Genomic DNA, 24,212 nt, shown 5'->3' with positions numbered 1-24,212 from the left:
TAAGGATTTTTAGTTATAAATTATTGATATTAAACCGTTGCAATGTTCTCAACGGCAACTCGCATTTCTTTTGCAGCAGCGACCATTTCTATTAAAGCTTTTTTAGTTTCGTCCCAATGTCTGGTTTTTAAACCGCAATCAGGATTTACCCAAAGTTGATCAATTGGGACAACAGATGAGGCTTTTTCTAATAATTGTACCATTTCATTTCGTGATGGAACTCGTGGTGAATGAATGTCATAAACACCAGGGCCTATTTCGTTCGGGTATTTAAAATCGGCAAAAACGTCCAATAATTCCATTTGCGAACGCGAACATTCAATTGTGATTACATCAGCATCCATATCGGCAATATTTTGAATAATATCGTTGAATTCGCTATAGCACATATGCGTGTGAATTTGTGTGTCATCTTTTACACCACTGGCTGAAATTCGAAACGCTTTTATCGCCCAATTCAAATAGTTTGCCCATTCTTCTTTACGCAAAGGCAATCCTTCACGAATGGCGGGTTCATCAATTTGAATGATTTTGATTCCTGCTTTTTCTAAATCCACTACTTCATCACGTATCGCCAAAGCGATTTGCGTACAAGTTTCAGAACGTGGTTGATCGTTACGAACAAATGACCATTGTAAGATGGTTACAGGTCCAGTAAGCATTCCTTTTACCCATTTTGGCGTAAGCGACTGTGCAAATTCAGCCCATTTTACAGTCATTGGATTTGGTCTGGAAACATCACCATAAATTACTGGAGGTTTCACACAGCGGCTACCATAACTTTGCACCCAACCGTTTTTGGTAAAGGTAAATCCGTCCAATTGTTCTCCGAAATATTCTACCATATCGTTGCGTTCAAATTCTCCGTGAACCAAAACATCGATTCCTGTTTCTTCTTGAAAACGAATGGTTTCTGTGGTTTCTTTTTGGAGTAAAGCGTCATATTGTTGTTGACTCAATTCTCCTTTTTTGAATTTGGCTCTCCAACTTCGCACTTCAGTTGTTTGTGGAAAAGAACCGATTGTTGTGGTTGGAAACAAAGGAAGGTTTAAAGCCTTAATTTGTTTTTTTCTTCGAATGGCAAATGAATTTTCTCTTTCATCATCACTTTTTGTAATGCTTGCCACACGATTTTTCACGGCATCATCATGAATTAATTTTGAGGTTTTACGGCGTTCATTGGCAACCGTATTTTGTTGAAAAGAAACAGAATCAACCAAACTTATTTCACCCAAGGCAAAATTTTGCAGCAATACTATTTCTTCAATTTTTTGTTTGGCAAAAGCCAGCCATTGTTTGATTTCGGGAGTCAATGTAGCATCATTGGTTTCTAAATCTAAATCGCACGGACTGTGAATAAGTGAGCAAGACGGAGCAATCAGAATTCTGTCTTTACCTAAAGCATCAGTTGCTTTTTTGATGGTAGCTAAAGATTTTTTGAAATCATTTTTCCAGATGTTTCTTCCATCAACAACTCCAAGAGAAAGGTTTACGTTAGGAGCTAATTTTCCTGATTCCAAAATATCATCCAATTGAGAAGAGCAACGTACCAAATCTAAATGCAAAGTATTGACTGGTAAAGCTAAAGCGGTGTCAAGATTCTCTCCAAAACAGTCAAAATAATTAGCCAAAATTATTTTTAAAGAAGGGAAATTTTTGTTGATTTGATTGTAAACGTAGGTAATAGTATTGCGTTCTTTGTCGGTCAAGTTCAAGGCTAAAAAGGGTTCGTCTAGCTGAATCCATTGGGCTCCTTCGGTTTGTAATGCGCTTAGGATTTCAAAATATACAGGCAATAATTTTTCGATAAGGTCAATTCTATGAAAACCTTCTTCTTTTTCTTTTCCTAAAAGTAAATACGAAATAGGCCCAATTAAAACTGGTTTTGTGACAATTCCTAAATCATTCGCTTCTTTAAATTCATCGATTATTTTGGTTGAAAACAATTCGAAATTTTGGTTTTTTGTAAATTCGGGAACTATATAGTGGTAATTGGTGTCAAACCATTTGGTCATTTCCATTGCCACTACGTCTTGTCCTTCTTTTTGCGAACCTCTTGCCATTGCAAAATACAAATCCAAGGGGGAGTTTGTTTTAGCAATTTCGCTATAACGTTTTGGAATTGCTCCCAAAGTAAGAGTTAAATCTAAAACCTGATCGTAGAAAGAAAAATCGTTGGAAGGAATTAAATCTATTCCTGTTTCAGCTTGCAGTTGCCAATTTTCTTTACGAATGTTTTTTCCAACTGTCAAAAGTTCATCGGCAGCAATTTCCCCAGCCCAGTATAATTCGCTCGCTTTTTTAAGTTCTCTGTTGCTGCCAATTCGAGGGTAACCTAGATTGTTTGTTTTCATATCGTTTAAAGTGTTTTTTACTGTACAAATGTATTGTAATGGAATTTTAAACTTAAATAAGCGCATTGTTTTAGTAAAATGATTTGTATTTGATAATTTTTACAGTAATTTGTATGAAATAGAGATTTAGAATTGAATTTTAACAGTAAAAAAAACTATGGAAAATATTGACAACATCGATTTACAGATCTTAAAACACCTGCAAGACAACTCCAATATCAATACAAAAGAGCTGGCCAGTAAATTATTCCTGACGGTTACGCCGGTTTATGAGCGTATCAAAAGACTGGAACGCGATGGTTATATTATGAAATATGTGGCTTTATTAGACAAGAAAAAACTCAATCTTGGAATGACGGTTTTTTGTAATGTTCGACTCAAAGAACACGCCAAAAATGTGGGGAGTAATTTTGTAAAAGACATCGTGGCACTCCCAGAAATCATCGAATGCTATAACATTGCAGGCGATTATGACTTTATGTTGAAAATTTTGGTCGAAGATATGCCCAGTTATCAAGATTTTGTGATGAACAAGCTATCCACTATCGAAAACATTGGCAATACGCATAGCGTTTTTGTGATGGGAGAAATCAAGAACAGTACTGCATTGGCTATTTGATTTGATTTTTCTTTATAAAACACATCAGTTTTATTTTATCTTTGAATCCAAATCCAAAATCTTCAATCCAATGAACTGGGAACAACTTTTATCGCTACGCCGTCAAGGCGACACCAGCAAAAGATTACGAATAGAACAAGACGACACACGCCTCGGTTTCGAGGTTGATTATGACCGAATCATTTTCTCGTCGGCTTTTAGAAGTTTGCAGGACAAAACGCAGGTTATTCCGCTTTCGAAAACTGATTTTGTTCACACTCGATTGACGCATAGCCTGGAAGTTTCTGTCGTTGGGCGTTCCATAGGGAGATTGGTTGGCAAGAAAATCATTGAAAAACATCCTCATTTGAAGGAAGTTCATGGTTTTCAAGCGAATGATTTCGGGGCAATTGTTGCCGCGGCATCCTTGGCACACGACATCGGGAATCCGCCTTTCGGTCATTCTGGCGAAAAAGCCATTGGTGAATATTTTTCCATTGGAAAAGGACAGCAATACAAAGACCAATTATCGGATAAAGAATGGCAGGATTTAATTGATTTTGAAGGGAACGCCAATGGATTTTCGGTACTCACGGCAAGTCGTCCCGGAATTGAGGGCGGATTGCGAATTTCGTATGCAACTTTAGGCGCATTCATGAAATATCCAAAGGAAAGTTTGCCCAAAAAACCAACTCAAAACATTGCCGACAAGAAATACGGTTTCTTTCAATCGGATAAAAAATTCTTCGAAGATGTGGCTTTGGAATTGGGGATGATTTCAAATAAAAACGGAAACGACATAGGTTTCGAAAGGCATCCTTTGGCTTATTTGGTCGAAGCCGCCGATGATATTTGCTACACGATTATCGATTTTGAAGATGGCATAAATTTGGGCTTGGTTTCCGAAGATTTTGCATTGGAATATTTGATAAAACTGGTAAAAGACAGTATTGATACCTCAAAATACAAAACATTAACCACAAAAGAGGACAGAATAAGTTATTTGAGAGCTTTGGCTATTGGTAGTTTAATAAACGACGCCGTGAAGGTTTTTATCGAGAATGAAGACGCCATTTTACAAGGAAGATTTCCTTTTGCTTTGACAGACAAGAGCAAATATAAAGTCCAAATGGACGATATCATTAAGTTGAGTGTCAAAAATATTTACCAAAGTCGCGAGGTGATTGAGAAAGAGATTGTGGGTTACCAAATTATTCAAACTTTGTTGGATAAATTCATCACTGCATTTAACAATAAGTTTGATGGCAACTCTTCAAATTATGATAAATTATTGTTGAAGATGCTGCCCGAAAAATTCCTTGAGGATAAAGATGATTTGTATAAAAGACTATTGCACATTTGCCATTATGTATCCCTTTTGACGGATGGGAATGCATTGGAATTATATGAAACCATCAATGGCAGAAAAACAAGCTGATTTTTAAAAAGCATATGCTAAACCCACACCCAGAAGCTGTTTTAGTTGAATTTTTGGGCCTAAAGTAACTTGTTCGCCGTTAATTTCCTTTTTGGTTTTTATGTCATCATCATAAATAATATGTGTCCCTATATTTGCTTTGACAAATTGATTTACAATCAAGTCAAACTTTAATTCCCAGTCAACATCAATATTTCCGAAATTATGGATGTAATCTGAATATAGGCTTAATCGGTTTTCCAAAACAATGTTTTTTAAGACTTCTTTTTTATAAAAGTTGGTAACCAAAAAACCAAGTTCAGTTTTTGATTTTTCACCTTCCAAAATTAGATTTCCATCCAAGTCATATATGGCTTTGGCAACACCAAAAGCACCTTGATTGGCCAAAGTCTGGTCTAAAACCAAAGTGTTTTTCATTGTCAAAGGCGAAATGTAAACATTGATTTTCTTTTCTTTATTGAAATATTCAGCTCCGATTCCAAGGAAAGTATAGGCTGGCGCAAAAGGTTTTGAAATTGGCGAACTGGTGTTTGGATAATTATAACCGTTGGTAAATTGCGTGTTGAAATTGAATTTAACAGAATGATACCAATTTGACAAGGTGTCTTTTCTATAGCCAAAAGTTGAAGTAAATCGAATAGCGTCATCTGACTTTTTTATCGCTAAACCGTCTTGTTTGTTGACGCCATATCGAACTATCAGTTCGTTGAACCATTTGCTTTTGTCAAGATTGTAAATTCTTGTAAAATTGCCCTTTACTAATCCTGAAACAGAACTTACACCACCGGCATTCCAATTTGAAAAAGTGATTTCGTTCAGGTCAAAACCAACCGTGTTTATCTTTATCCAATGAGATAAAGAAATTGGCGGTATTATTGGTTGTTTTTTTGCTGCTATTGTTATAGGTATTTTTACAAGTGTTGTTATGGGTTTAAGTTCTACTATTATAGGCTTTATTGTCTCTTGAGAAAAACTATGTATAGAAATTGTCAGTAAAAAGAGGAGTAAGGTATAGTGTAGTAATTTCATTAGGGAGTATTAAGTTTGAAAGTGCTAAAATAATTCTTTTCAATAGCTTAAAAAAATGTTTTCTAAGCTTTTAACGTCAATTTTGCAATATTGTTGTTGTTCATCAATAGTTCCTTGTTTAATAAATTCATCAGGAATTCCGAGGGTTTTTACCTTCGAAGTGTAATTATTTTGAGATGAAAATTCAAGAATGGCACTTCCAAAACCACCTTTTATGACGCCGTCTTCAATGGTAATTATGTTTTCAAATGTCGAAAAAACAGTATGCAATAAATTCTCGTCCAAAGGTTTTACAAAGGCAAAATCATAATGCGCAATGGTTTCCGGATGATGCATTTTGGCTAAAGCCAAAGTAACATTGTTTCCAATTGTGCCGTTGGATAAAACTGCTACGTTTGAGCCTTTTTTGAGACAATATGCTTTTCCGATTTCGATTTTTTCGTATGGTTTTTGCCAATCTACAATTAAGCCACGACCACGAGGGTAGCGAATCGAAATAGGATGATTCAATCCCAATTGTGCGGTGTACAGAATATTTCGCAACGCAATTTCATTCAAAGGGGCATAAACAACCATATTCGGAATGCAACGCAAATAAGCCAAATCGAAAACGCCGTGATGCGTCGCGCCATCTTCGCCAACTAAACCTGCTCTGTCCAAACAAAAAATCACCGGTAAGTTTTGTAAAGCCACATCGTGAATGACTTGGTCATACGCTCTTTGCAAAAATGTGGAATAAATATTACAAAAAACAATCATGCCTTGCGTAGCCATTCCTGCCGAAAGTGTCACGGCGTGTTGCTCGGCAATACCCACATCAATCGCCCGTTTTGGGAAAGCTTCCATCATGAATTTCAGCGAACTTCCAGAAGGCATTGCAGGTGTAATTCCTATGATTTTTTCATTTTTTTTAGCCAAATCCAAAAGGGTCAAGCCAAAAACATCTTGGTATTTTGGAGGAAGATTTTCTTCGGATTTTAAATGTATTTCGCCCGTAGTTGCATCAAATTTTCCTGGTGCGTGGTATTTTACCTGGTCTTCTTCGGCCTGTTGTAGTCCTTTTCCCTTTGTGGTAATGATGTGAAGAAACTTTGGCCCTTTTACTTTTTTAAGTCGCTTCAATTCCTTGATGACTGCAAAAATGTCGTTGCCGTCAATGGGTCCGGAATAATCAAAGTTTAAGGACTTAATCATATTGTTCTGCTTCGGATTTTTCCCTTCTTTCACGGCAGTGAGATAGTTTTTCAGTGCCCCAACACTTGGGTCAATCCCGATGGCATTGTCATTGAGAATCACCAATAAATTAGCATCGGTAACGCCAGCGTGATTTAATCCTTCGAATGCCATTCCCGAAGCGATCGAAGCATCGCCAATTACGGCAATATGGTGTTTTTCAAATTCACCTTTTAAGTTAGAGGCAATCGCCATTCCCAAAGCCGCAGAAATAGAGGTGGAGGAATGACCTACACCAAAAGCATCGTAAATGCTTTCGCTTCTTTTTGGAAAGCCAGAAATACCTCCCAATTGTCTGTTGGTATGAAAATTTTCTCTTCTTCCGGTCAATATTTTATGGCCATAGGCTTGATGACCCACGTCCCAAATCAACAAATCCTCGGGTGTGTTGAATACATAATGCAAAGCAATCGTGAGTTCAACAACGCCAAGGCTGGCGCCGAGATGACCTTCTTTCACAGAAACAATGTCAATAATAAAATCGCGTAATTCTTGGGCCACTTGAGGAAGTTGAGCTTCTTTGAGTTGGCGTAAATCTGTTGGAGAATTGATATGTTGAAGTAAATTACTTTTCATTATTTTATAAAAAGCGAATTTACGATTTTGTTTTCTATTTTTGTGTTTAACTTAATAATTCCCCTTTAGGGGTTAAGGAGCTTATGGAAAACATTTTCACCGACGAATATTTTATGAAAAAAGCTTTGCAAGAAGCGGAAAGGGCTTTTGAAAAAGACGAAATCCCTGTTGGTGCCGTAATCGTCATCGACAATACAATCATTGCCCGAGGTCATAATCTTACCGAAATGCTTAATGATGTGACCGCTCATGCCGAAATGCAAGCCATTACGGCTGCTGCCAATTTTCTTGGAGGCAAATATTTAGTGGGTTGCACGTTGTATGTCACCGTTGAACCTTGCCAGATGTGTGCGGGAGCTTTGTACTGGAGCCAAATTTCAAAAATTGTTTTTGGTGCGAGTGATGAAAATCGTGGTTTCGAGAAAATGGGAACGCAATTGCACCCAAAAACTACAGTTGTTCGTGGTGTTTTAGCAAATGAAGCCTCGGAATTGATGAAGACTTTTTTTGCGAAGAAGAGAAAGTGATTTTTGATAAGCGATTGCCCTAGCCCAGATAGCAGTGGAAATCCTTTTTTTTTTAAACCTATAAGGTTTCCAAAACCTTATAGGTTTAAAAAAAGATTGCAACGGATAGCTGGAAATAGCTCCTAAAAAAAATTAATCATAAATTACAGATTGCTTCGAGAAATTTCGCAATGACGCACAAAAAAACCGCCAATCTTCCCGATAGCTATCGGGAGAAAGGCGGTTTTTGTTTTATTCAATAATAACATTCTTCTTTTTATCGTAAAAATGATATTCTAAATACGTGTAAGCGTCACGCGGTATGATTTTCACCCATTTTTTATGTTCAAAAAACCATTTTGAACGTATTGATGGAAAACCTTTGGTAAGGTATGCGGCCACAAATGGATGTACATTGAGCACAACATCATTGTGAGTTTTTAATATGTTTTCTAGATCTAAGGCGATTTTGTCAATGATTTGAATTGGCGCTTCAATTTCGCCTTCAATATTGTTTGGATCTTCTTCTCTAGTTTTAATGTTGACTTCCGGTCTTACTCTTTGTCTTGTGATTTGGACTAATCCAAATTTACTCGGCGGCAAGATTTTGTGTTTTGCTTTATCATCGCTCATTTCTTCCCTGAGGAAGTCGAACAAGACTTTTCGATTTTCGGGATTTCCCATATCGATAAAATCAATTACGATTATCCCGCCCATATCACGAAGACGTAATTGTCTGGCGATTTCGGCTGCGGCAATCATGTTGACTTCCAAGGCAGTGTCTTCTTGGTTGGATGCTTTATTGGAACGGTTTCCGCTGTTGACGTCTATGACGTGTAAAGCTTCAGTGTGTTCGATAATAAGATAAGCACCTTTACTCATCGAAACTGTTTTTCCAAAGGAGGTCTTGATTTGTCTCTCTATGTTGTATTTTTCGAAAATTGGCGTGTCTTTTGATTGATAAAACTTAACAATCGATGTTTTTGAAGGAGCTATTTCTTGTAAATAGTCCTTGGTTTGGTTGTACAACTCTTCATCATCTATTTGAATACCACTGAAGGTATCGTTGAAGACGTCTCTTAATATTGATGAAGCTCTATTGAGCTCTCCTAATACTTTTGACGGATGATGAGCGGTTGGTAATTTTTTACACATTGCAGTCCATCTGCTTAGCAGGTTCTGCAAATCTTTTTCTAATTCGGCTGTATTTTTGCCTTCGGCTACTGTGCGAACAATAACACCAAATCCTTTTGGTTTGATGGATTGTACTAATCGTTTTAGACGATCCTTTTCTTTCTTGTCTTCTATCTTTTGTGAAATGGAAACACGGTCAGAGAAGGGAACGAGAACAATAAATCTTCCGGCAAGAGAAAGCTCGGCGCTGATTCTTGGTCCTTTGGTAGATATTGGTTCTTTAACGACTTGTACTAAAATGGATTGATTGGCATTGATAATGTTTGTTATCGAGCCATCTTTATCAATCTCTTTTTCAAACTGAAAGTTTTTTAGGGAGAAATCTTTTGTTTTACCTGCGCTTACAAGTTTTATGAATTTCAGTTGGGAAGTAAGATTGGGTCCTAAATCGTGATAATGTAAAAAGGCGTCTTTTTCGAAGCCTACATTTACAAAAGCGGCATTAAGTCCAGCAACGGGTTTCCTTATTTTGGCAATAAAAATATCACCAACCTGGAAGTTGCTTTTTTCTTCTTCTTTGTGTAATTCAATTAGTTTTCCATCTTTTAATAAGGCAAAATCTACGGCTTCGGAACTAGATCTAATGATTAATTCTTTATTCACGTTGTAAATTTTTATCCGAACTTTTCAATTTTAGATTTTAGATTTTAGATTTTAGAATGCGATTGAATCTGAAATCTGCAATCTATAATCTTAAATAAAATTGTAAGGATGGATTAAACAATAATTTTAACAGGTATTGAACCCGGGGAAAGAAGATTAGTAGAGAATAGATTAAAGAGAATAGACTTATTACGTCTATGTTCTATTTTCTTTTCTCTTTCATCTTTTTTCGATTTCAATGAACGATTAAAAAGAAAAAAGTAGTTTAAAACTACTTTTTCTTTTTATGACGGTTAGCTCTCGCTCTTTTTTTACGTTTGTGCGTTGCTACCTTATGTCTCTTTCTTTTTTTACCACTTGGCATAGTTGGTGATTTTGTGATTAATAAATTTTGTTATTTTGCTTCGTTATTAACTTTTACTCCTTCAACAAACACTTTTGCAGGTTTGAATGCTGGAATATTGTGTGCTGGAATTTTGATCGTGGTATTTTTTGAAATATTTCTTCCTGTTTTTTCAGCTCTTGTTTTCACAATAAAGCTTCCAAATCCTCTTAAATAAACATTGTCTCCAGTTTCTAATGAGGTTTTTACTTCGGTCATAAAGGTCTCCACTGTCGCTTGAACATCTCCTTTTTCAAGACCTAATTTTTCCGAGATTTTTGCTACGATATCTGCTTTCGTCATTTTCTTTCGTAATTTATAAATGGTGTACTATTTTTTTGAGGTTGCAAATATATGAATTTAAAAAACAATTATTCAAGCTAATTCATTAAATTTTAATAACATAAACTTTTACTTTTGTTAATCAAAAATTAAATATGAATTTTACTAACTCATTAACTCAATGGTATTTACAAAATAAGCGGGATTTGCCATGGAGAAATACCACCAATCCTTACCCAATTTGGCTCTCTGAAATTATCCTTCAACAGACTCGAGTAGCCCAGGGAACTCCGTATTTTCTTTCTTTTATGGCCGCTTTTCCAACTGTTTTTGATTTGGCGAAAGCCGATGAAGAGCAGGTTTTGAAACTTTGGCAGGGTTTGGGATACTATTCCCGTGCCCGTAATTTGCATAAAACCGCTCAATATGTAGCTTCAGAATTATCCGGCGTGTTTCCTAATACATATAAGGACTTGCTAAAATTAAAAGGAGTTGGAGAATATACCGCGGCGGCAATTGCTTCTTTTTCCTATAATGAACCTGTTCCTGTTGTCGACGGAAATGTTTTTCGGATTTTGTCACGCTATTTTGACATGGAAACCGATATTGCTGCGGCTTCCGCCAAAAAGGAGTTCGCCGCTTTAGCATTTGAATTAATGCCAAAAGATAATCCAGCACTGTTTAACCAAGCCATTATGGAGTTTGGTGCCTTGCAATGTGTCCCTAAAAGTCCAAATTGCGGGATTTGTGTATTCAACTCAAGTTGCGCTGCTTTGCAAAAAAAGAAGGTAGACCAGTTGCCGGTTAATTCCAAAAAATTAAAGGTCAGGAATCGGTTTTTTAATTATTTGGTTGTTTCTGATGATAACGAAAATACCATAATACAGAAGCGGATTGCCAAAGGAATCTGGCAAAATCTATACGAATTTCCCTTGATTGAAACCGATGCCGAAAAAGATTTTGATTATATTTCCACAAGCATTCAAGACGAATTTTTTAAAAACAACGAATTAATAAGTGTGGACGAATGCAATGGGAAAAGCGTAATACATAAACTATCCCATCAACATTTACATATCAAGTTTTGGAAAGTAAAAGTAAAAGGAACTATCGAAAATGGTATGGATGCCACGACTTTAAAATCGTTTCCTTTCCCGATTGTGATTTTTAATTTTATCGAAATGAATTAAATATTTTTTAAAATATGTACCTTTGGTACAAATGCCAACTAATTGCAATGAGCGGAACGTTAAATAAGGTTATGTTAATAGGTCATCTTGGAGACGATATAAAAATGCATTATTTCGATGGTGGCAATTGTATTGGAAGATTTCAATTGGCAACAAATGAAGTGTATACCAATAAAACGACCAACGAAAAAATCACTTCTACAGAATGGCATAATTTGGTTGTACGCAACAAAGCAGCCGAAATATGTGAAAAATACCTTTCAAAAGGAGATAAAATATACATAGAAGGACGTATTAAATCCCGCCAATGGCAGGCAGAAGACGGTTCTGCAAAATATACCACCGAAATTCAAGTTACCGAGTTTACTTTTTTGTCAACCAAGAAAGGAAGCGAAAATATCAAACAAATTCACAATCCTGAACTTGTAAAAAATACTAACTTTGACCCGGAAAACAACGGTTTGCCAGTGAATGACCTGCCGTTTTGATTGTTTAACTAATCTATTTTAATTTGGACCCAGAGCCCAGTTTTAATTTTGTATATACTCTAGATACTAATTTAGTATTTGGTTTCATCGGAATATTTGCATTGCTATTTTGTTCTGCATTAGTTTCTGGCGCCGAAGTGGCACTGTTTTCGTTGTCACAAAAAGACATAGACGACACTTTGCGAGGCCACCCTTCGAAGGGGAAAATCATTTCGGAACTTTTAGAAAAACCCAAAAAATTACTGGCCACACTTCTTGTAGCTAACAATTTTATTAACATTGGAGTGGTAATCTTATTTTCATTTGTAGGTAAAAATTTATTCTCCGCGGTCACTTCGCCTGTTTTAAAATTTATCATTGAAGTGATAGTGGTCACCTTTTTAATCTTGTTGTTTGGTGAAGTTTTACCCAAAGTATATGCCAGCAGAAATAACGTCAAGTTTGCCAAGTTGATTGCTTACCCTATTGTGGGACTCGACAAATTGCTTTCGCCAATAAGTTTGCCCATGCGCAAAGTCACCATATACTTACACAACAAATTGGGAAAACAAAAAACTAGTTTTTCTGTCAATCAATTGTCGCAGGCACTGGAACTTACAGATACCGAAGAAACTTCATCTGAAGAGCAAAAAATATTGGAAGGAATCGTTACTTTCGGAAACACTGATACCAAGCAGGTGATGAGTCCGAGAATGGATATTTTTGCATTGGAAATAGAAGAGTCTTTTGCGGTTATTTATTCGAAAATAATTGAAAAGGGCTATTCCAGAATTCCTGTATATCGAGACAATATAGACCATATAGAGGGCGTTTTATTTGTAAAAGATTTGCTTCGGCATATAGACAAGGAGGATTTTGACTGGAAGACCTTGATACGGGAGCCGTTTTTTGTTCCCGAAAACAAAAAAATCGACAATTTGCTCAAGGATTTTCAAAGCATGAAAAGCCATCTGGCCATTGTGGTGGATGAATACGGAGGTACTTCGGGGCTGGTTTCTCTGGAGGATGTTATCGAAGAAATTGTGGGGGATATAAGTGATGAATTTGATGGCGAAAACGTTAATTTTTCTAAAATAGACGATAAAAATTACCTTTTTGAAGGTAAAATAAACCTCAAGGATTTCTATAGAATTATCGATGTTAAAGAAGAATTATTCGAAATGAAGAAAGGGGAGGCCGAAACATTGGCGGGGTTTATCCTTGAGATTTTAGGTAATTTTCCGAAAAAAGATCAAAAAATTTCATTTAAAAACTGCATATTTTCGATAGAAGCAGTAGACAAAAAACGCATAAAACAAATAAAAGTCACCATTGAATAATCCTCCCTTAGCCCCTCCAAAGGAGGGGAAGTAATGCTGGAATAGGTGCCTTTAAATTTTTTAGAAGATCAAATAAATTCAGAATACAAATGTTAAAAAAAATAATAGCTTTTTCTGTACTTTCTGTAGTGTTTTCTTCTGTTTTTAGTTGCAAGGATGATGTTTTGCCAAAGCCATCAAGTTACCTCAGATTAGATTATCCCGAGGCGAAATACATAAATTTCGAAAACCAATGTCCTTTTGGGTTCGAAATGAATTCTGAAGCTGTTATCAAAGGAGAGAAAGACTGTGGGTTTACCATTTCGTATCCAAAAATGAAAGCCACCATTTATCTTACTTATAAACCGGTAAACAAGAACATCGATAATTTGTTGAGAGATGCCCAAAAGTTGACATACGAACACGTCATAAAAGCCGATAACATATTAGAACAACCGTATTTGAATCCCGCCAAAAAAGTGTATGGTATGTTCTACCAAGTCGACGGCAATGCGGCCACCAACTCGCAGTTTTATGTAACTGACAGTGTTAGACATTTTGTAACGGGATCAGTTTATTTCTATGCAAAACCCAATTTTGATTCTATTATGCCCGCTGCAAGTTACGTTAAAAATGACATGCAGAGATTGATGGAGACCTTGAGGTGGAAATAAAAAAGCGTCTGATAAACAGATGCTTTTTATAAAATGAAATAGTTTCGATTATGACTTCATATTTGAAACCTTGTATGTTTTACCGTCCGCGGTTGCCTCAACTACTTTGGTGAGACTTTCGGGAGTTAGTATGGTTTTGTCAAAGGATACAGTTGCTAATTTTTTTTCAAAATCTACCGTTGCAGTTTCTACTCCGTCAAGTCCGTTTAATTCTTCCTCTATTGTTTTGGCACAACCTATTGCGCAAGTCATTCCTTCTATGGTAAAACTCGCCGTTTGAAGATTGGCAGCTGCAATTTCCTTTTTTGCTTGTGGGGCATTAGTTTCTGTTGCAGATTCCGAAACATTTTCACTAGTTTTTTCTTTACAACCCACAAACAAGAGGCTTGCAAGGGTTATTGTCAATATTGATTTTGTGAAATTCATTATTATTGGATTTTAATAGATTAATTATCTTGTTGTTGGCGACAAAATTAATAAAAAAAAGGAACGGTAATTCATAAAATTATTACAATTTTGAGCCAAAATTTTGGTTTATGAATTCAAAACAGTTGAAATGGGTTTACTTGATGACTCTTGCCTTGATTTGGGGAAGTTCATTTATATTAATAAAGAAGGGGTTAGTTGGATTAACGCCGATGCAATTAGGTTCGTTGCGAATCATATTTGCCGCTATTTTTTTGTTGGGGATAGGTTTCAAAAGTTTGGCAAAAATCCCGCAACACCAATGGAGATATATTGCCTTGACGGCCTTGTTGGGAACCTTTATTCCGGCTTATCTTTTTGCCATTGCCGAAACACAAATAGATAGTTCCATAACAGCCATTCTCAATTCTTTGACACCATTGAACACATTGGTTTTTGGCATTTTTGCTTTTGGGATAAGTTTCAAAAAAAATCAAATTTGGGGCGTTTTCATTGGACTTGGAGGTAGTTTGCTTTTGGTTTTTAATGGAGCCATAAATCACCCCGATCAAAACTATTATTATACTATTCTGGTTATCATTGCATCAGTTTGTTATGCTGTCAATGTTAATTTAATCAAGAAACATTTATCAAATTTGAGTCCATTGAGCATCACAACCGGCAATTTTACTATTCTACTTTTGCCAGCGCTTTTCATTTTGTTTTTCTCTGGTTTCTTTGAAGTGATTCCTATCGAAAAGGTGCAGCACTCGGTTTTATTTATTCTAATTTTAGGGGTGTTGGGGACGGGAATTGCCAATATTATTTTTTTTAAAATCATCCAAATTTCATCGCCGGTTTTCGCCACTTCGGTAACTTATTTAATCCCAATAGTAGCTTTTTTTTGGGGATTGTTGGACAATGAATTGCTTACACCAGTTCAGTTTTTGGGTGCTTTTATCATTTTAATTGGAGTGTATTTGTCTGCCAAGAAATAGTGCTCAGAAAAATATTCTGGTGAATTTTACGGATATTTATAAACAACAAAGGCTGTCTATTGTATAGGCAGCCTTTTTCAGATGTTTTTGTTTTTTAAAAAGAAGCGATTTTTACTTTACGACAGGTTTCTCTGCTGGGTTTCCATATTTATCAAAATAAAATATTGGGATTTTTAGCCTTTCCAAACCTGGAATCACTTCTGATCCTTTTCCCGCAATTACAATTCGGGTGTTGTCCAACATAAAATATTTGTTTGCGGCACGTTGTACATCTTCAGCTGTTACGGCATTAATGGTTTTGATGTAATTTTCATAAAAATTTTCGGGAAGACCTTCTGTTTCAATATTTAAGGCATATCGCGCCACTGCTTGGGGCTTTTGAACCTGCATTACAAATCGTCCGATGTAACCTGCCTTTACATTATTAAGCACTTCTTCGCTAACTTTCTCGGTTCTGATTTTTTTAATTTCCTTAATAAATTCGACAACGGCACTGTCAGTAACCGCATTTCTGACAGCCGATGCTGATTTTAGTTTTGTTACATATTTGCCGGCACCAATGATTGCATTTGCACCATAAGTCCAGCCATGTTCTTCTCTTAAATTCATGTTTAAATAACTATTGAAGTCCCCGCCGAGAATGTAAGTTGCTATTACCGCCGGAAAAAAATCAGGATCACTCATTTTTAGATGTACGGTGTTTACCAATGAAATTTCCGACTGCACGGCATTTGGCATATCCACGAAATTAATTTGGGTAAAGTTGACATTTTCCGGTGCGGCATAAGTCAGCTTTGGAGTGCTTCTTTTTTCCCATTTGCTAAATAATTTTTCAACAATAGGTTTTACCGCCGTATATTTTATATCTCCAATGATTACCAAATAGGCGTTTTCAGGCACAAAATAGTTCTGATAATTGGTTTTAATGTCAGCAAGGGTTATGTTTTTTATGGTTTCCTCGGATATATATTCGCCAGATGGATTATTTTTTCCGAAGGCTAAAACATCAACAACTCTATTGGCAATTGCAGGGACGCTTTTTTCCTGGGATTTTAATCCTTCTAACAGTTTAGATTTTTCTTTGTCGAATTCTACTTGGGTAAAATTGGGATGTAAAGCGCCATCTGCCATCAATTCCAATATTCGTCCGGCATATTTAGAAAGGGAACTGGCAGAAGCGCCATGTGAACTAAAGTTGACATCGGCACCTAAAAAGTCTATCTCTTCATTAAAAGTATCTTTCGCTATTTTTTTAGATCCATTTCCAATTAAACTGCTGCTCAATTCGTCCACTCCCTTTATGTTTCCTTCGACAAAAGGGGCATTGTCTAAAGTAAGATTAAAAGTAACTCTTGGCAGTTTGTGATTTTCAACAATCATTACCTTCAATCCATTTGCCAAAACAAACATTTGGGGTTTTTTGATATTTACCACTGGAGCATTTCCAGGTTTGGGTTGCGGACGGTCTTGTGCTTGCATAATTCCTGTTACGAACAAAATGAATAATAGAATACTTGTTTTTTTCATGATTAAGAAGGTCTTAGTTTTGAGCTTGATCTGTTGAAGGAACATAATCCAAAAGCAATCTTTGATTTGGGTTTAAGTATTTTTTCGCCACTTCCCTAATTTCTTCTCGTGTAATGGAGTGATATAAGTCAATCTCAGTATTAATTAAATTGATATCGCCATAAAGCAAATAGTATTTTGCCAAGTTTTCGGCAATTCCCTCCAAATTTGCATTGTTGTTCACAAATTGATTGTCAACCATATTTTGTAGTTTTTGATAATCTTTCTCAGAAATCAAATCCGTTTGAATTTTCACGATTTCCGTATCAATTTCTTTCAGTAAGTCTTCGGAAGTGTGCATTCCCATTGGTAAACCATATAAAATATACATTCCATAATCTTCTTGATTGTATGTAAATGCGCCAATTTGTAGCGCCATTTTTTTATCATCAACAATTTTTTTATACAATATAGAACTTTTTCCGTCACTTAATAAGGAAGAAATCATTTCTAATACTCTGGCATCTCTGGTTTTCATCGAAGGGGTTCTGTAAGAAGCCAACAACATCGGGATTTGAATATTTGGGTCTTGATATTTTGCTTTGATAGTTTGTGTTATCGGTTCTTCAACAAATATTGGTTTTGTTAAAGTTGCACCTTTTTTGATGGGGCCAAAATATTTTTGAATCCATTCCTTGGCTTGGGTTTTTTTAAAATCGCCGGCGACCACTAAAACAGCATTGTTTGGTGTGTAGAATTTTTTGTTGAAAGCTTTAAATTCCTCCAGGGTGGCGGCGTCTAAATCTTTCATGGAGCCAATGGTTGACCAGCGGTACGGATGGTTTTTGAACATGTTTTCTTTTACAACCGTAAGGATATTTCCATAAGGGCGGTTGTCGAAACTGGTTCTTTTTTCTTCTTTCACGACTTCGTTTTGGGTGTCAACTCCAATTTGATTGATGACGGGATGCATTAATCTTTCTGATTCCATCCAAAGTCCCAATTCTAGGTTATTCGAGGGAAATACTTCATAATAATAAGTTCGGTCATCCGAAGTGTTGGCATTGTTTATTCCTCCATTCGAAGTTACGATTTTGAACCATTCGCCACGTTTGATGTTTTCAGTTCCTTCAAACAATAAATGTTCAAAAAAATGTGCAAAACCAGTTCTTTCTGGATTTTCGTCTTTCGAACCCACGTGATACATCACGGAGGTTACCACCACTGGTGCCGAAGGATCGTTGTGCAAAACAACATGCATGCCATTGTCTAAATTATATTCTTCGAAAGCCACTTTTTGGGCAGAAGCAACTCCTCCAAGCATAAACGCAGTACTTAACACCATTATTGATTTTTTCATAAGGATTAATAAATTTTATTTACAATAGGTAATAAAACTAAAATTATTGTAACATCAAAAATACCTTTTTTTAATTACGAATAAGGTGTCAATCTAATTTTGGTAAAAATTTAACGATTTTCATCGGAAATAACGCCTTTTAACCATTGAAAATCTTGGGGTAAAACAATTCAATTATTTTTTTGGAGGAACTAATTGCAGGATAAATATTTAATTGTATATTTGCAACCTTAAAAATTTATAAAACAATTTGTTATGTATGCAATCGTAGAGATAGCAGGGCAACAATTCAAAGTTAGCAAAGACCTAAAGGTTTACGTTCACCGTTTGGCAAATGAAGAAGGAACTAAAGTTTCTTTCGACAAAGTTTATTTGTTAGACGACAACGGTACAATCACAATAGGCGCCCCAGCTATAGAAGGTGCTTCAGTAGAAGCCAAAGTGTTACAACACTTAAAAGGAGATAAAGTAATCGTTTTCAAAAAGAAAAGAAGAAAAGGTTACAAAAAGAGAAACGGACACCGTCAGTATCTTACTCAAATTGTAATCGAAGGTATTACAGCATCGGCTCCTAAAAAAGCAGCTGCCAAAAAAGAAACTGTTGAAGTGGCGACTGAAGAAGTAGCAGCTCCAAAAGTAAAAAAAGCTCCAAAGGCTAAAAAAGAAGAGACACAAGAATAATAACAAAATAAAACTAATACGTCATGGCTCACAAGAAAGGTGTCGGTAGTTCCAAGAATGGTAGAGAATCCGAATCAAAACGTTTAGGCGTTAAGATTTTTGGTGGACAAGCTGCTATTGCAGGGAACATCATCGTAAGACAAAGAGGTTCAAAACATAATCCAGGTGAAAACGTTTACATTAGTAAAGATCACACACTACACGCAAGAGTAGATGGAGTTGTTTTCTTCCAAAAGAAAAGAGATAACAAATCTTATGTTTCCATCCTTCCATTCGAAGTTGAAGCATAATTGATTTTCTCAATTATTAGAAAAACCCGTCCCGATTTATCGAGACGGGTTTTTTTTGTTTTTGGGAATTAATTGTCGATTGGCTGTTGTCGTAGAGACGCACTGCAGTTCGTCTCTACAAGGGTTTTCATATTATTTTTAATAATTAGACCTGACAGGTTTTTGAAAGGTGTCAGGTCTTGATATTTTTGAAATGGAGTAAATATATCTACACCATCAGGTTTTTATTTACACGCTTTATGATATGGTTTTTAAAATAATCCTTCAATAGACAAATATCTCTCGCCAGTGTCGTAATTAAATGTCAAAACAACTGCTCCGTCAGGAATTGTTTTTAGCTTTTTAGCAACCGCCGCTAAAGAGGCGCCAGTTGAAATTCCTACAAGAATGCCTTCCTCCTTTGCTATTCTTCTGGTATATTCAAAAGACTCGTCTTTACTTACTTGTATCACTTCGTCAATTAAGTCGCTTCGGTAAATGGACGGAATAAAGCCTGCTCCAATTCCTTGCAAAGGATGTGGCCCTGGATTTCCGCCGCTTAATACCGGAGACAATTCAGGCTCAACAGCAATTACTTTTAAATTAGGAAATTTAGCTTTCAAAACTTTTGCTATGCCCGTAATGTGGCCGCCTGTTCCTACACCTGTAATAATATAATCTAAGCCATCAGGGAAATCTAAAATAATTTCTTGTGCAGTTGTTCTTTCATGCACTTCTACGTTTGCCGGATTGTCAAACTGTTTTGGAGACCAGGCGTTTGGAATTTCTAAAGTCAATTCGGCAGCTTTTTCAATCGCTCCTTTCATTCCTTTTTCGCGCGGAGTAAGCACAAATTCAGCACCATAAATTTCCATCAATTTTCTGCGTTCTACACTCATGGAATCTGGCATTACCAGAATAACTTTATATCCTTTGACGGCTGCGACTAAGGCCAATCCTATTCCCGTGTTTCCGGAAGTAGGCTCAATAATTACACTATTGGAATTCAATAATCCTTTACTTTCGGCGTCTTCTATCATTGCCAACGCAATTCTATCTTTTATGCTGCTTCCCGGATTTGATTTTTCTAATTTAATCCATACTTCTTTGCCGTTCCCGAACAACTTGTTGATTTGAACCACTGGAGTGTTTCCAATAGTTTCCAGAATGCTTTTTGCTCTCATTATTTTTGTTTTTCTATTAATTTTTTTATGTTTTCCGATGGTTCGATTTACAATTCGTGCCCATAATGTATGCTAACAAATTTAAAAAACAAATTTAATTCAGCCTCTAAATTCGTATAATTTCTCGAGGAAGTTGATTAATAATCTTATTTCTTGCGGACTTATAAGTCTGCGACCGAATTAAGACATATCCGAGAGATGAAATTGATGGGTTTTATTTTTCAGCTATGAACTGAAGACAAATCTTCGAGATTGGTTTTTTTGTTTCTCATTCCTTCTTCACTATTGGGATATAAACATTTCTAATTTATTGAAAATTAATTTTTAAATTTAAAGTTTGCAAATTGAATACAATTTATGTATCTTTGATAAATGAATATAATTAGCAGAAATACAGTTATATATTATACCGAAAAATATCCGATTGCAAAAAACCAATTATTGACTTGGTATCACGAAGTTTCTAAAATAGATTTTGACAATTTTAACGAACTTAAAGAAGTTTACAGAAATGCAAGTTTAGTAAACAATCAAAGAGTAGTTTTTAACATCAAAGGAAACGATTTTCGATTGGTGGTTTCGTTTAACTTTAGGCGCAAAGCTTGTTATACGATTTGGTTTGGAACGCATAAAGAATATGACAAAATAAATGTTGAAACAATTGAGTTTGATGAAAATTCATAATAATTAAAAAACTACAAACGATGACTTGGAAAGTGATAAAAACCGAAGAAGAACATAAAATTGCTTGTTTGCGAGCAATGGAAATTTTTCACGCAGAACCCGATACGCCCGAAGATGACGAGTTGGGCGTTTTGCTTGTTTTGATAAAAGATTTTGAAGACAAACATTACCCAATGCCCGAACTCGATGCGTTGGAGGTTATCAAAATAAAAATGAAAGAAATGGGGATGAAAAACAAAGATTTAGAACCGTTAATAGGTACAAAAGGACACGTTTCGGCAGTATTGTCTGGCAAAAGAGAGATTACTTTGAAAATGGCTCAAAGGCTAAAAGATTATTTTAAGATTCCTGCCGAAGTGTTTTTGCATACTGCTTAAATAATCAAGCATTTTATTGTTTGATTTTTTTGTTTAAAAAAGCTCCTAGTCTTTTGAAAGGCTAGGAGTTTTGATGTTTTGTGATGTTTTGGAAGGAGAGTTATTTTGCCATATATTTTTGGCATCTACTTTGGTGTAGTTTTCTTCTCTATACGCAGGTTTCCGAAAGTTTTTGTGGTGCTTCTCTAACCTTTGGATTATCTCTGGATTTGTAATTTCATTATTTTGCTCAATTACTTCCACATCAAAAGCTTTCAAAATTTTTTTGATGATTGCAATTTGAGAAATGTCTTTTATGTTTACAGTAAGTGTAGTCATTTTGATAAGTAATCAATTAAGATACAAAGATATAAAATATTTCAGTATATTGCTAAGGGCTTGATTGTTTAAAAAAACTCTAGACTTATAATGGTTAGGAGCTTTAAGGTTTTATATTGTTTAAGAAGTTGGAAGACTTCGAAGGTTTTTAAAATTTGACTAACTCAAAATTTTTGACTTTTGTGCAGTATACTCTTCTTCGCTTAATATTCCTTTTTCTTTTAAATCGTGAAGTTTATGGAGTTGATTAGAAATACTTTTAGAATTATTTTTATTACTATCAGGAGCATTTACAACAATATGATTAGTGTTTACATTTTGGTTTGAGCTTCCAAATTGCCTTCCAAATAATGCATTGTAAGTGTCAACTTGTCCGCCAAGAGTGAATAAATCAATAAACCATCCTACTCCAAAAATCCCGAATGTAAAAAGATAAAGTATTCCCATTCCAGTTTTGTTAAGATAAAATTTGTGTGCGCCCCAAAACCCTAAAAAGAACCATAGCAAATAAGCTGTTAATTTTGATTTCATATTTCATTAAATTAGTTTATTCTTACTCTTAAGGATTTTCAGTAACTCCTCGTTTTTTAGTGTTTCTGACTTCACTTTAATTATGTTGTAATGATGCAAGCAATTATGAAAAATTCTATTTTCAAGTACGTTTTTTATGTGAACTGACCACAAATGTATTTTACTGATTTTTAATTTCTTTACGGGAAACCGTAAACGGTCGTTTTATTTTAAAAATTCAATCAAATATAAATTTTTTCGGCTAAAAAGCCGCGTGTATTTGAAATTTTTTTTGACTCTGTTGTTTTCCTTTGTTTTATGCAAAGTGAGCTTGATGAAATACAATTGGAAATAACTAAAAGAATATATAAATTATTCTTGGAAAAATTCAATGGTAATAAGCTTGCATTTGCAAAAGCGGCAAAATGTGATGAAAAGACGATAAGAAGACTGTTTGATAATAAACAAGGTATGACCATTAATTTATTATCCAAAATATCATTTGCTCTTAAAATTAAGCCTAGTTATTTGATTGAAAATTTAAGTATAACTGTTAAGGATTAAAAATCAAAAAACCCTCACATTTCTGCAAGGGTTCAATCTTAATTCTTAATACTAAATTCTTAATACTAATATCTGTAATACTCCGGTTTAAAAGGTCCTTCAACGGGAACTCCAATATATTCCGCTTGATCTTCACGTAAAGTTTCCAATTCTACACCTAATTTAGCCAAGTGCAACATAGCCACTTTTTCATCCAAATGTTTGGGTAACATATACACGTCATTGTTATATGCCGCGCTGTTTTTCCACAATTCGATTTGAGCCAAAGTTTGGTTGGTAAACGAGTTACTCATTACAAAACTTGGGTGACCCATGGCGCAACCAAGGTTTACCAAACGACCTTCGGCCAAGATGATAATGTCTTTTCCGGCAATGGCATATTTGTCCACTTGTGGTTTGATTTCAATTTTTGATGCACCGTGGTTTTTGTTCAACCAAGCCATATCAATTTCGTTGTCAAAATGGCCAATGTTACAAACGATAGTTTTGTCTTTCATTTTTTCGAAATGACTTCCAAGAACGATATCTTTATTTCCGGTAGTGGTAATGATAATATCGGCAGTGGCGATAACAGTGTCCAGTTTTTTAACTTCATAACCGTCCATTGCGGCTTGAAGCGCACAAATTGGGTCAATTTCGGTAACGGTAACAATAGAACCGGCACCTCTAAAAGAAGCTGCAGTTCCTTTACCCACATCACCATAACCACAAACAATCACTCTTTTTCCGGCAAGCATCAAGTCAGTTGCACGACGAATCGCATCAACAGCACTTTCTTTACAACCGTATTTGTTGTCAAATTTCGATTTAGTAACCGAGTCATTCACGTTAATTGCAGGCATTGGCAATGTTCCGTTTTTCACTCTTTCGTACAATCTATGAACACCAGTTGTAGTTTCTTCAGACAATCCTTTAATTCCGGCAACCAATTCCGGGAAACGGTCAATCACCATATTGGTCAAATCTCCACCGTCATCCAAAATCATATTCAATGGTTTTTTGTCTTCACCAAAGAATAATGTTTGCTCAATACACCAGTCAAAATCTACTTCATTCAAACCTTTCCAAGCATAAACCTGAATTCCTGCGGCAGCAATCGCTGCGGCAGCCTGATCTTGAGTAGAAAAAATATTACAAGAACTCCAAGTCACTTCAGCGCCAAGAGCGATCAATGTTTCAATCAAAACCGCAGTCTGGATTGTCATGTGCAAACATCCCGCGATACGAGCACCAGCAAGAGGTTGTTCGTCTTTGTATTCAGCACGAAGCGCCATTAATCCCGGCATTTCAGCTTCCGCTAGTTCAATTTCTTTTCTTCCCCAGGCCGCTAGAGAAATGTCTTTAACTTTGTAAGCCAAAAAAGGCGCAGTTGTAGTACTCATTTATAGTATATTTGTAATTATAAAATTTCGGTGCAAAATTACGTAATAAGTTATTAATTAAAAAGTATTCCCTTAAATATATATAAATCAATAAAATAAATATTTTCAGGAGCTATTTCCCGCTATTCG

Annotated in this window: 25 protein-coding genes; 13 read left to right on the top strand and 12 right to left on the bottom strand. The window is 35.6% G+C overall.

Annotation, left to right across the window (positions count from 1 at the left end):
- Positions 1–29 precede the first annotated feature (29 nt).
- The gene (gene metE, locus B2145_RS00785; RefSeq protein WP_291097137.1) at positions 30–2,354 is read right to left on the bottom strand and encodes a 5-methyltetrahydropteroyltriglutamate--homocysteine S-methyltransferase; all 2,325 of its coding nucleotides are present in this window, start codon (positions 2,352–2,354) and stop codon (positions 30–32) included.
- Between the two features lie 157 nt (positions 2,355–2,511).
- Here metE and B2145_RS00780 point away from each other — a divergent pair, with 157 nt between their 5' ends.
- On the top strand, positions 2,512–2,973 hold the full coding sequence (locus B2145_RS00780; protein ID WP_291097135.1) for an Lrp/AsnC family transcriptional regulator: 462 nt from the start codon (positions 2,512–2,514) through the stop codon (positions 2,971–2,973).
- Between the two features lie 70 nt (positions 2,974–3,043).
- A complete protein-coding gene (locus B2145_RS00775) occupies positions 3,044–4,390 on the top strand; it encodes a deoxyguanosinetriphosphate triphosphohydrolase (RefSeq protein WP_291097132.1) in 1,347 nt (448 codons plus the stop codon).
- Between the two features lie 3 nt (positions 4,391–4,393).
- Here B2145_RS00775 and B2145_RS00770 read toward each other — a convergent pair whose 3' ends face one another.
- Entirely contained in the window at positions 4,394–5,419 is a 1,026-nt protein-coding gene (locus B2145_RS00770) for a DUF3078 domain-containing protein (RefSeq protein ID WP_291097130.1), read from the bottom strand.
- Positions 5,420–5,458: 39 nt separating this feature from the next.
- Entirely contained in the window at positions 5,459–7,228 is a 1,770-nt protein-coding gene (locus B2145_RS00765; protein WP_291097128.1) for a 1-deoxy-D-xylulose-5-phosphate synthase, read from the bottom strand.
- Positions 7,229–7,311: 83 nt separating this feature from the next.
- Here B2145_RS00765 and B2145_RS00760 point away from each other — a divergent pair, with 83 nt between their 5' ends.
- Entirely contained in the window at positions 7,312–7,755 is a 444-nt protein-coding gene (locus B2145_RS00760) for a nucleoside deaminase (RefSeq protein ID WP_291097126.1), read from the top strand.
- 231 nt (positions 7,756–7,986) lie between these two features.
- Here B2145_RS00760 and B2145_RS00755 read toward each other — a convergent pair whose 3' ends face one another.
- Complete coding sequence (locus B2145_RS00755; RefSeq protein WP_291097124.1) at positions 7,987–9,531, bottom strand: ribonuclease E/G; 1,545 nt, start codon at positions 9,529–9,531, stop codon at positions 7,987–7,989.
- A gap of 394 nt (positions 9,532–9,925) precedes the next feature.
- Positions 9,926–10,216, bottom strand: a complete 291-nt coding sequence (locus B2145_RS00750) for an HU family DNA-binding protein (protein ID WP_291097122.1) — start codon at positions 10,214–10,216, stop codon at positions 9,926–9,928.
- 134 nt (positions 10,217–10,350) lie between these two features.
- Here B2145_RS00750 and mutY point away from each other — a divergent pair, with 134 nt between their 5' ends.
- The 4 genes from mutY (at position 10,351) to gldD (ending at position 13,845) form a co-directional block, all read left to right on the top strand.
- The gene (gene mutY / locus B2145_RS00745) at positions 10,351–11,385 is read left to right on the top strand and encodes an A/G-specific adenine glycosylase (protein WP_291097120.1); all 1,035 of its coding nucleotides are present in this window, start codon (positions 10,351–10,353) and stop codon (positions 11,383–11,385) included.
- A gap of 47 nt (positions 11,386–11,432) precedes the next feature.
- Positions 11,433–11,873, top strand: a complete 441-nt coding sequence (locus B2145_RS00740) for a single-stranded DNA-binding protein (RefSeq protein ID WP_291097118.1) — start codon at positions 11,433–11,435, stop codon at positions 11,871–11,873.
- Between the two features lie 23 nt (positions 11,874–11,896).
- Positions 11,897–13,192 carry a gliding motility-associated protein GldE gene (locus B2145_RS00735; RefSeq protein WP_291097116.1) on the top strand — a complete coding sequence of 432 codons (1,296 nt, stop codon included), beginning with the start codon at positions 11,897–11,899 and terminating at the stop codon, positions 13,190–13,192.
- 89 nt (positions 13,193–13,281) lie between these two features.
- Positions 13,282–13,845, top strand: a complete 564-nt coding sequence (gene gldD, locus B2145_RS00730; RefSeq protein WP_291097114.1) for a gliding motility lipoprotein GldD — start codon at positions 13,282–13,284, stop codon at positions 13,843–13,845.
- 48 nt (positions 13,846–13,893) lie between these two features.
- On the opposite strand, the gene B2145_RS00725 is transcribed toward gldD, so the two are convergent.
- The gene (locus B2145_RS00725) at positions 13,894–14,271 is read right to left on the bottom strand and encodes a heavy-metal-associated domain-containing protein (RefSeq protein WP_291097112.1); all 378 of its coding nucleotides are present in this window, start codon (positions 14,269–14,271) and stop codon (positions 13,894–13,896) included.
- 110 nt (positions 14,272–14,381) lie between these two features.
- Between B2145_RS00725 and B2145_RS00720 the strand changes: the two genes are divergently transcribed.
- Positions 14,382–15,248 carry a DMT family transporter gene (locus B2145_RS00720; RefSeq protein ID WP_291097110.1) on the top strand — a complete coding sequence of 289 codons (867 nt, stop codon included), beginning with the start codon at positions 14,382–14,384 and terminating at the stop codon, positions 15,246–15,248.
- Between the two features lie 111 nt (positions 15,249–15,359).
- On the opposite strand, the gene B2145_RS00715 is transcribed toward B2145_RS00720, so the two are convergent.
- A complete protein-coding gene (locus tag B2145_RS00715) occupies positions 15,360–16,775 on the bottom strand; it encodes a M16 family metallopeptidase (protein ID WP_291097108.1) in 1,416 nt (471 codons plus the stop codon).
- A 13-nt stretch (positions 16,776–16,788) separates the two neighbouring features.
- Complete coding sequence (locus tag B2145_RS00710) at positions 16,789–18,114, bottom strand: M16 family metallopeptidase (RefSeq protein WP_291097106.1); 1,326 nt, start codon at positions 18,112–18,114, stop codon at positions 16,789–16,791.
- A gap of 255 nt (positions 18,115–18,369) precedes the next feature.
- Between B2145_RS00710 and rplU the strand changes: the two genes are divergently transcribed.
- Positions 18,370–18,795 (top strand): 50S ribosomal protein L21, encoded by a 426-nt coding sequence (gene rplU / locus B2145_RS00705; RefSeq protein ID WP_290867283.1) that lies wholly within the window; start codon positions 18,370–18,372, stop codon positions 18,793–18,795.
- Positions 18,796–18,818: 23 nt separating this feature from the next.
- A complete protein-coding gene (gene rpmA / locus B2145_RS00700; RefSeq protein WP_035669638.1) occupies positions 18,819–19,085 on the top strand; it encodes a 50S ribosomal protein L27 in 267 nt (88 codons plus the stop codon).
- A 251-nt stretch (positions 19,086–19,336) separates the two neighbouring features.
- Here rpmA and cysK read toward each other — a convergent pair whose 3' ends face one another.
- Positions 19,337–20,248, bottom strand: coding sequence for a cysteine synthase A (gene cysK / locus B2145_RS00695; RefSeq protein ID WP_291097100.1), 912 nt, complete (start codon positions 20,246–20,248; stop codon positions 19,337–19,339).
- Positions 20,249–20,620: 372 nt separating this feature from the next.
- Here cysK and B2145_RS00690 point away from each other — a divergent pair, with 372 nt between their 5' ends.
- Together B2145_RS00690 and B2145_RS00685 are read left to right on the top strand one after the other, a co-directional pair.
- Positions 20,621–20,932 (top strand): type II toxin-antitoxin system HigB family toxin, encoded by a 312-nt coding sequence (locus B2145_RS00690; protein WP_291097098.1) that lies wholly within the window; start codon positions 20,621–20,623, stop codon positions 20,930–20,932.
- Between the two features lie 20 nt (positions 20,933–20,952).
- Positions 20,953–21,309 (top strand): helix-turn-helix domain-containing protein, encoded by a 357-nt coding sequence (locus tag B2145_RS00685; RefSeq protein ID WP_291097096.1) that lies wholly within the window; start codon positions 20,953–20,955, stop codon positions 21,307–21,309.
- A 45-nt stretch (positions 21,310–21,354) separates the two neighbouring features.
- Here B2145_RS00685 and B2145_RS00680 read toward each other — a convergent pair whose 3' ends face one another.
- On the bottom strand, positions 21,355–21,627 hold the full coding sequence (locus tag B2145_RS00680) for a hypothetical protein (RefSeq protein WP_291097094.1): 273 nt from the start codon (positions 21,625–21,627) through the stop codon (positions 21,355–21,357).
- A 159-nt stretch (positions 21,628–21,786) separates the two neighbouring features.
- Positions 21,787–22,158 carry an NINE protein gene (locus B2145_RS00675; RefSeq protein WP_291097092.1) on the bottom strand — a complete coding sequence of 124 codons (372 nt, stop codon included), beginning with the start codon at positions 22,156–22,158 and terminating at the stop codon, positions 21,787–21,789.
- A gap of 297 nt (positions 22,159–22,455) precedes the next feature.
- Here B2145_RS00675 and B2145_RS00670 point away from each other — a divergent pair, with 297 nt between their 5' ends.
- Positions 22,456–22,701, top strand: coding sequence for an XRE family transcriptional regulator (locus tag B2145_RS00670; protein ID WP_291097090.1), 246 nt, complete (start codon positions 22,456–22,458; stop codon positions 22,699–22,701).
- Positions 22,702–22,766: 65 nt separating this feature from the next.
- Here the strand turns inward: B2145_RS00670 and ahcY are convergent, their stop codons facing one another.
- Positions 22,767–24,083 (bottom strand): adenosylhomocysteinase, encoded by a 1,317-nt coding sequence (gene ahcY, locus B2145_RS00665; RefSeq protein WP_291097088.1) that lies wholly within the window; start codon positions 24,081–24,083, stop codon positions 22,767–22,769.
- Positions 24,084–24,212: the final 129 nt, after the last annotated feature.

This window comes from Flavobacterium sp. UBA5153 (assembly GCA_002413745.1).
GTDB lineage: Bacteria > Bacteroidota > Bacteroidia > Flavobacteriales > Flavobacteriaceae > Flavobacterium.
This window is presented reverse-complemented; position numbering and strand designations above follow the sequence as displayed.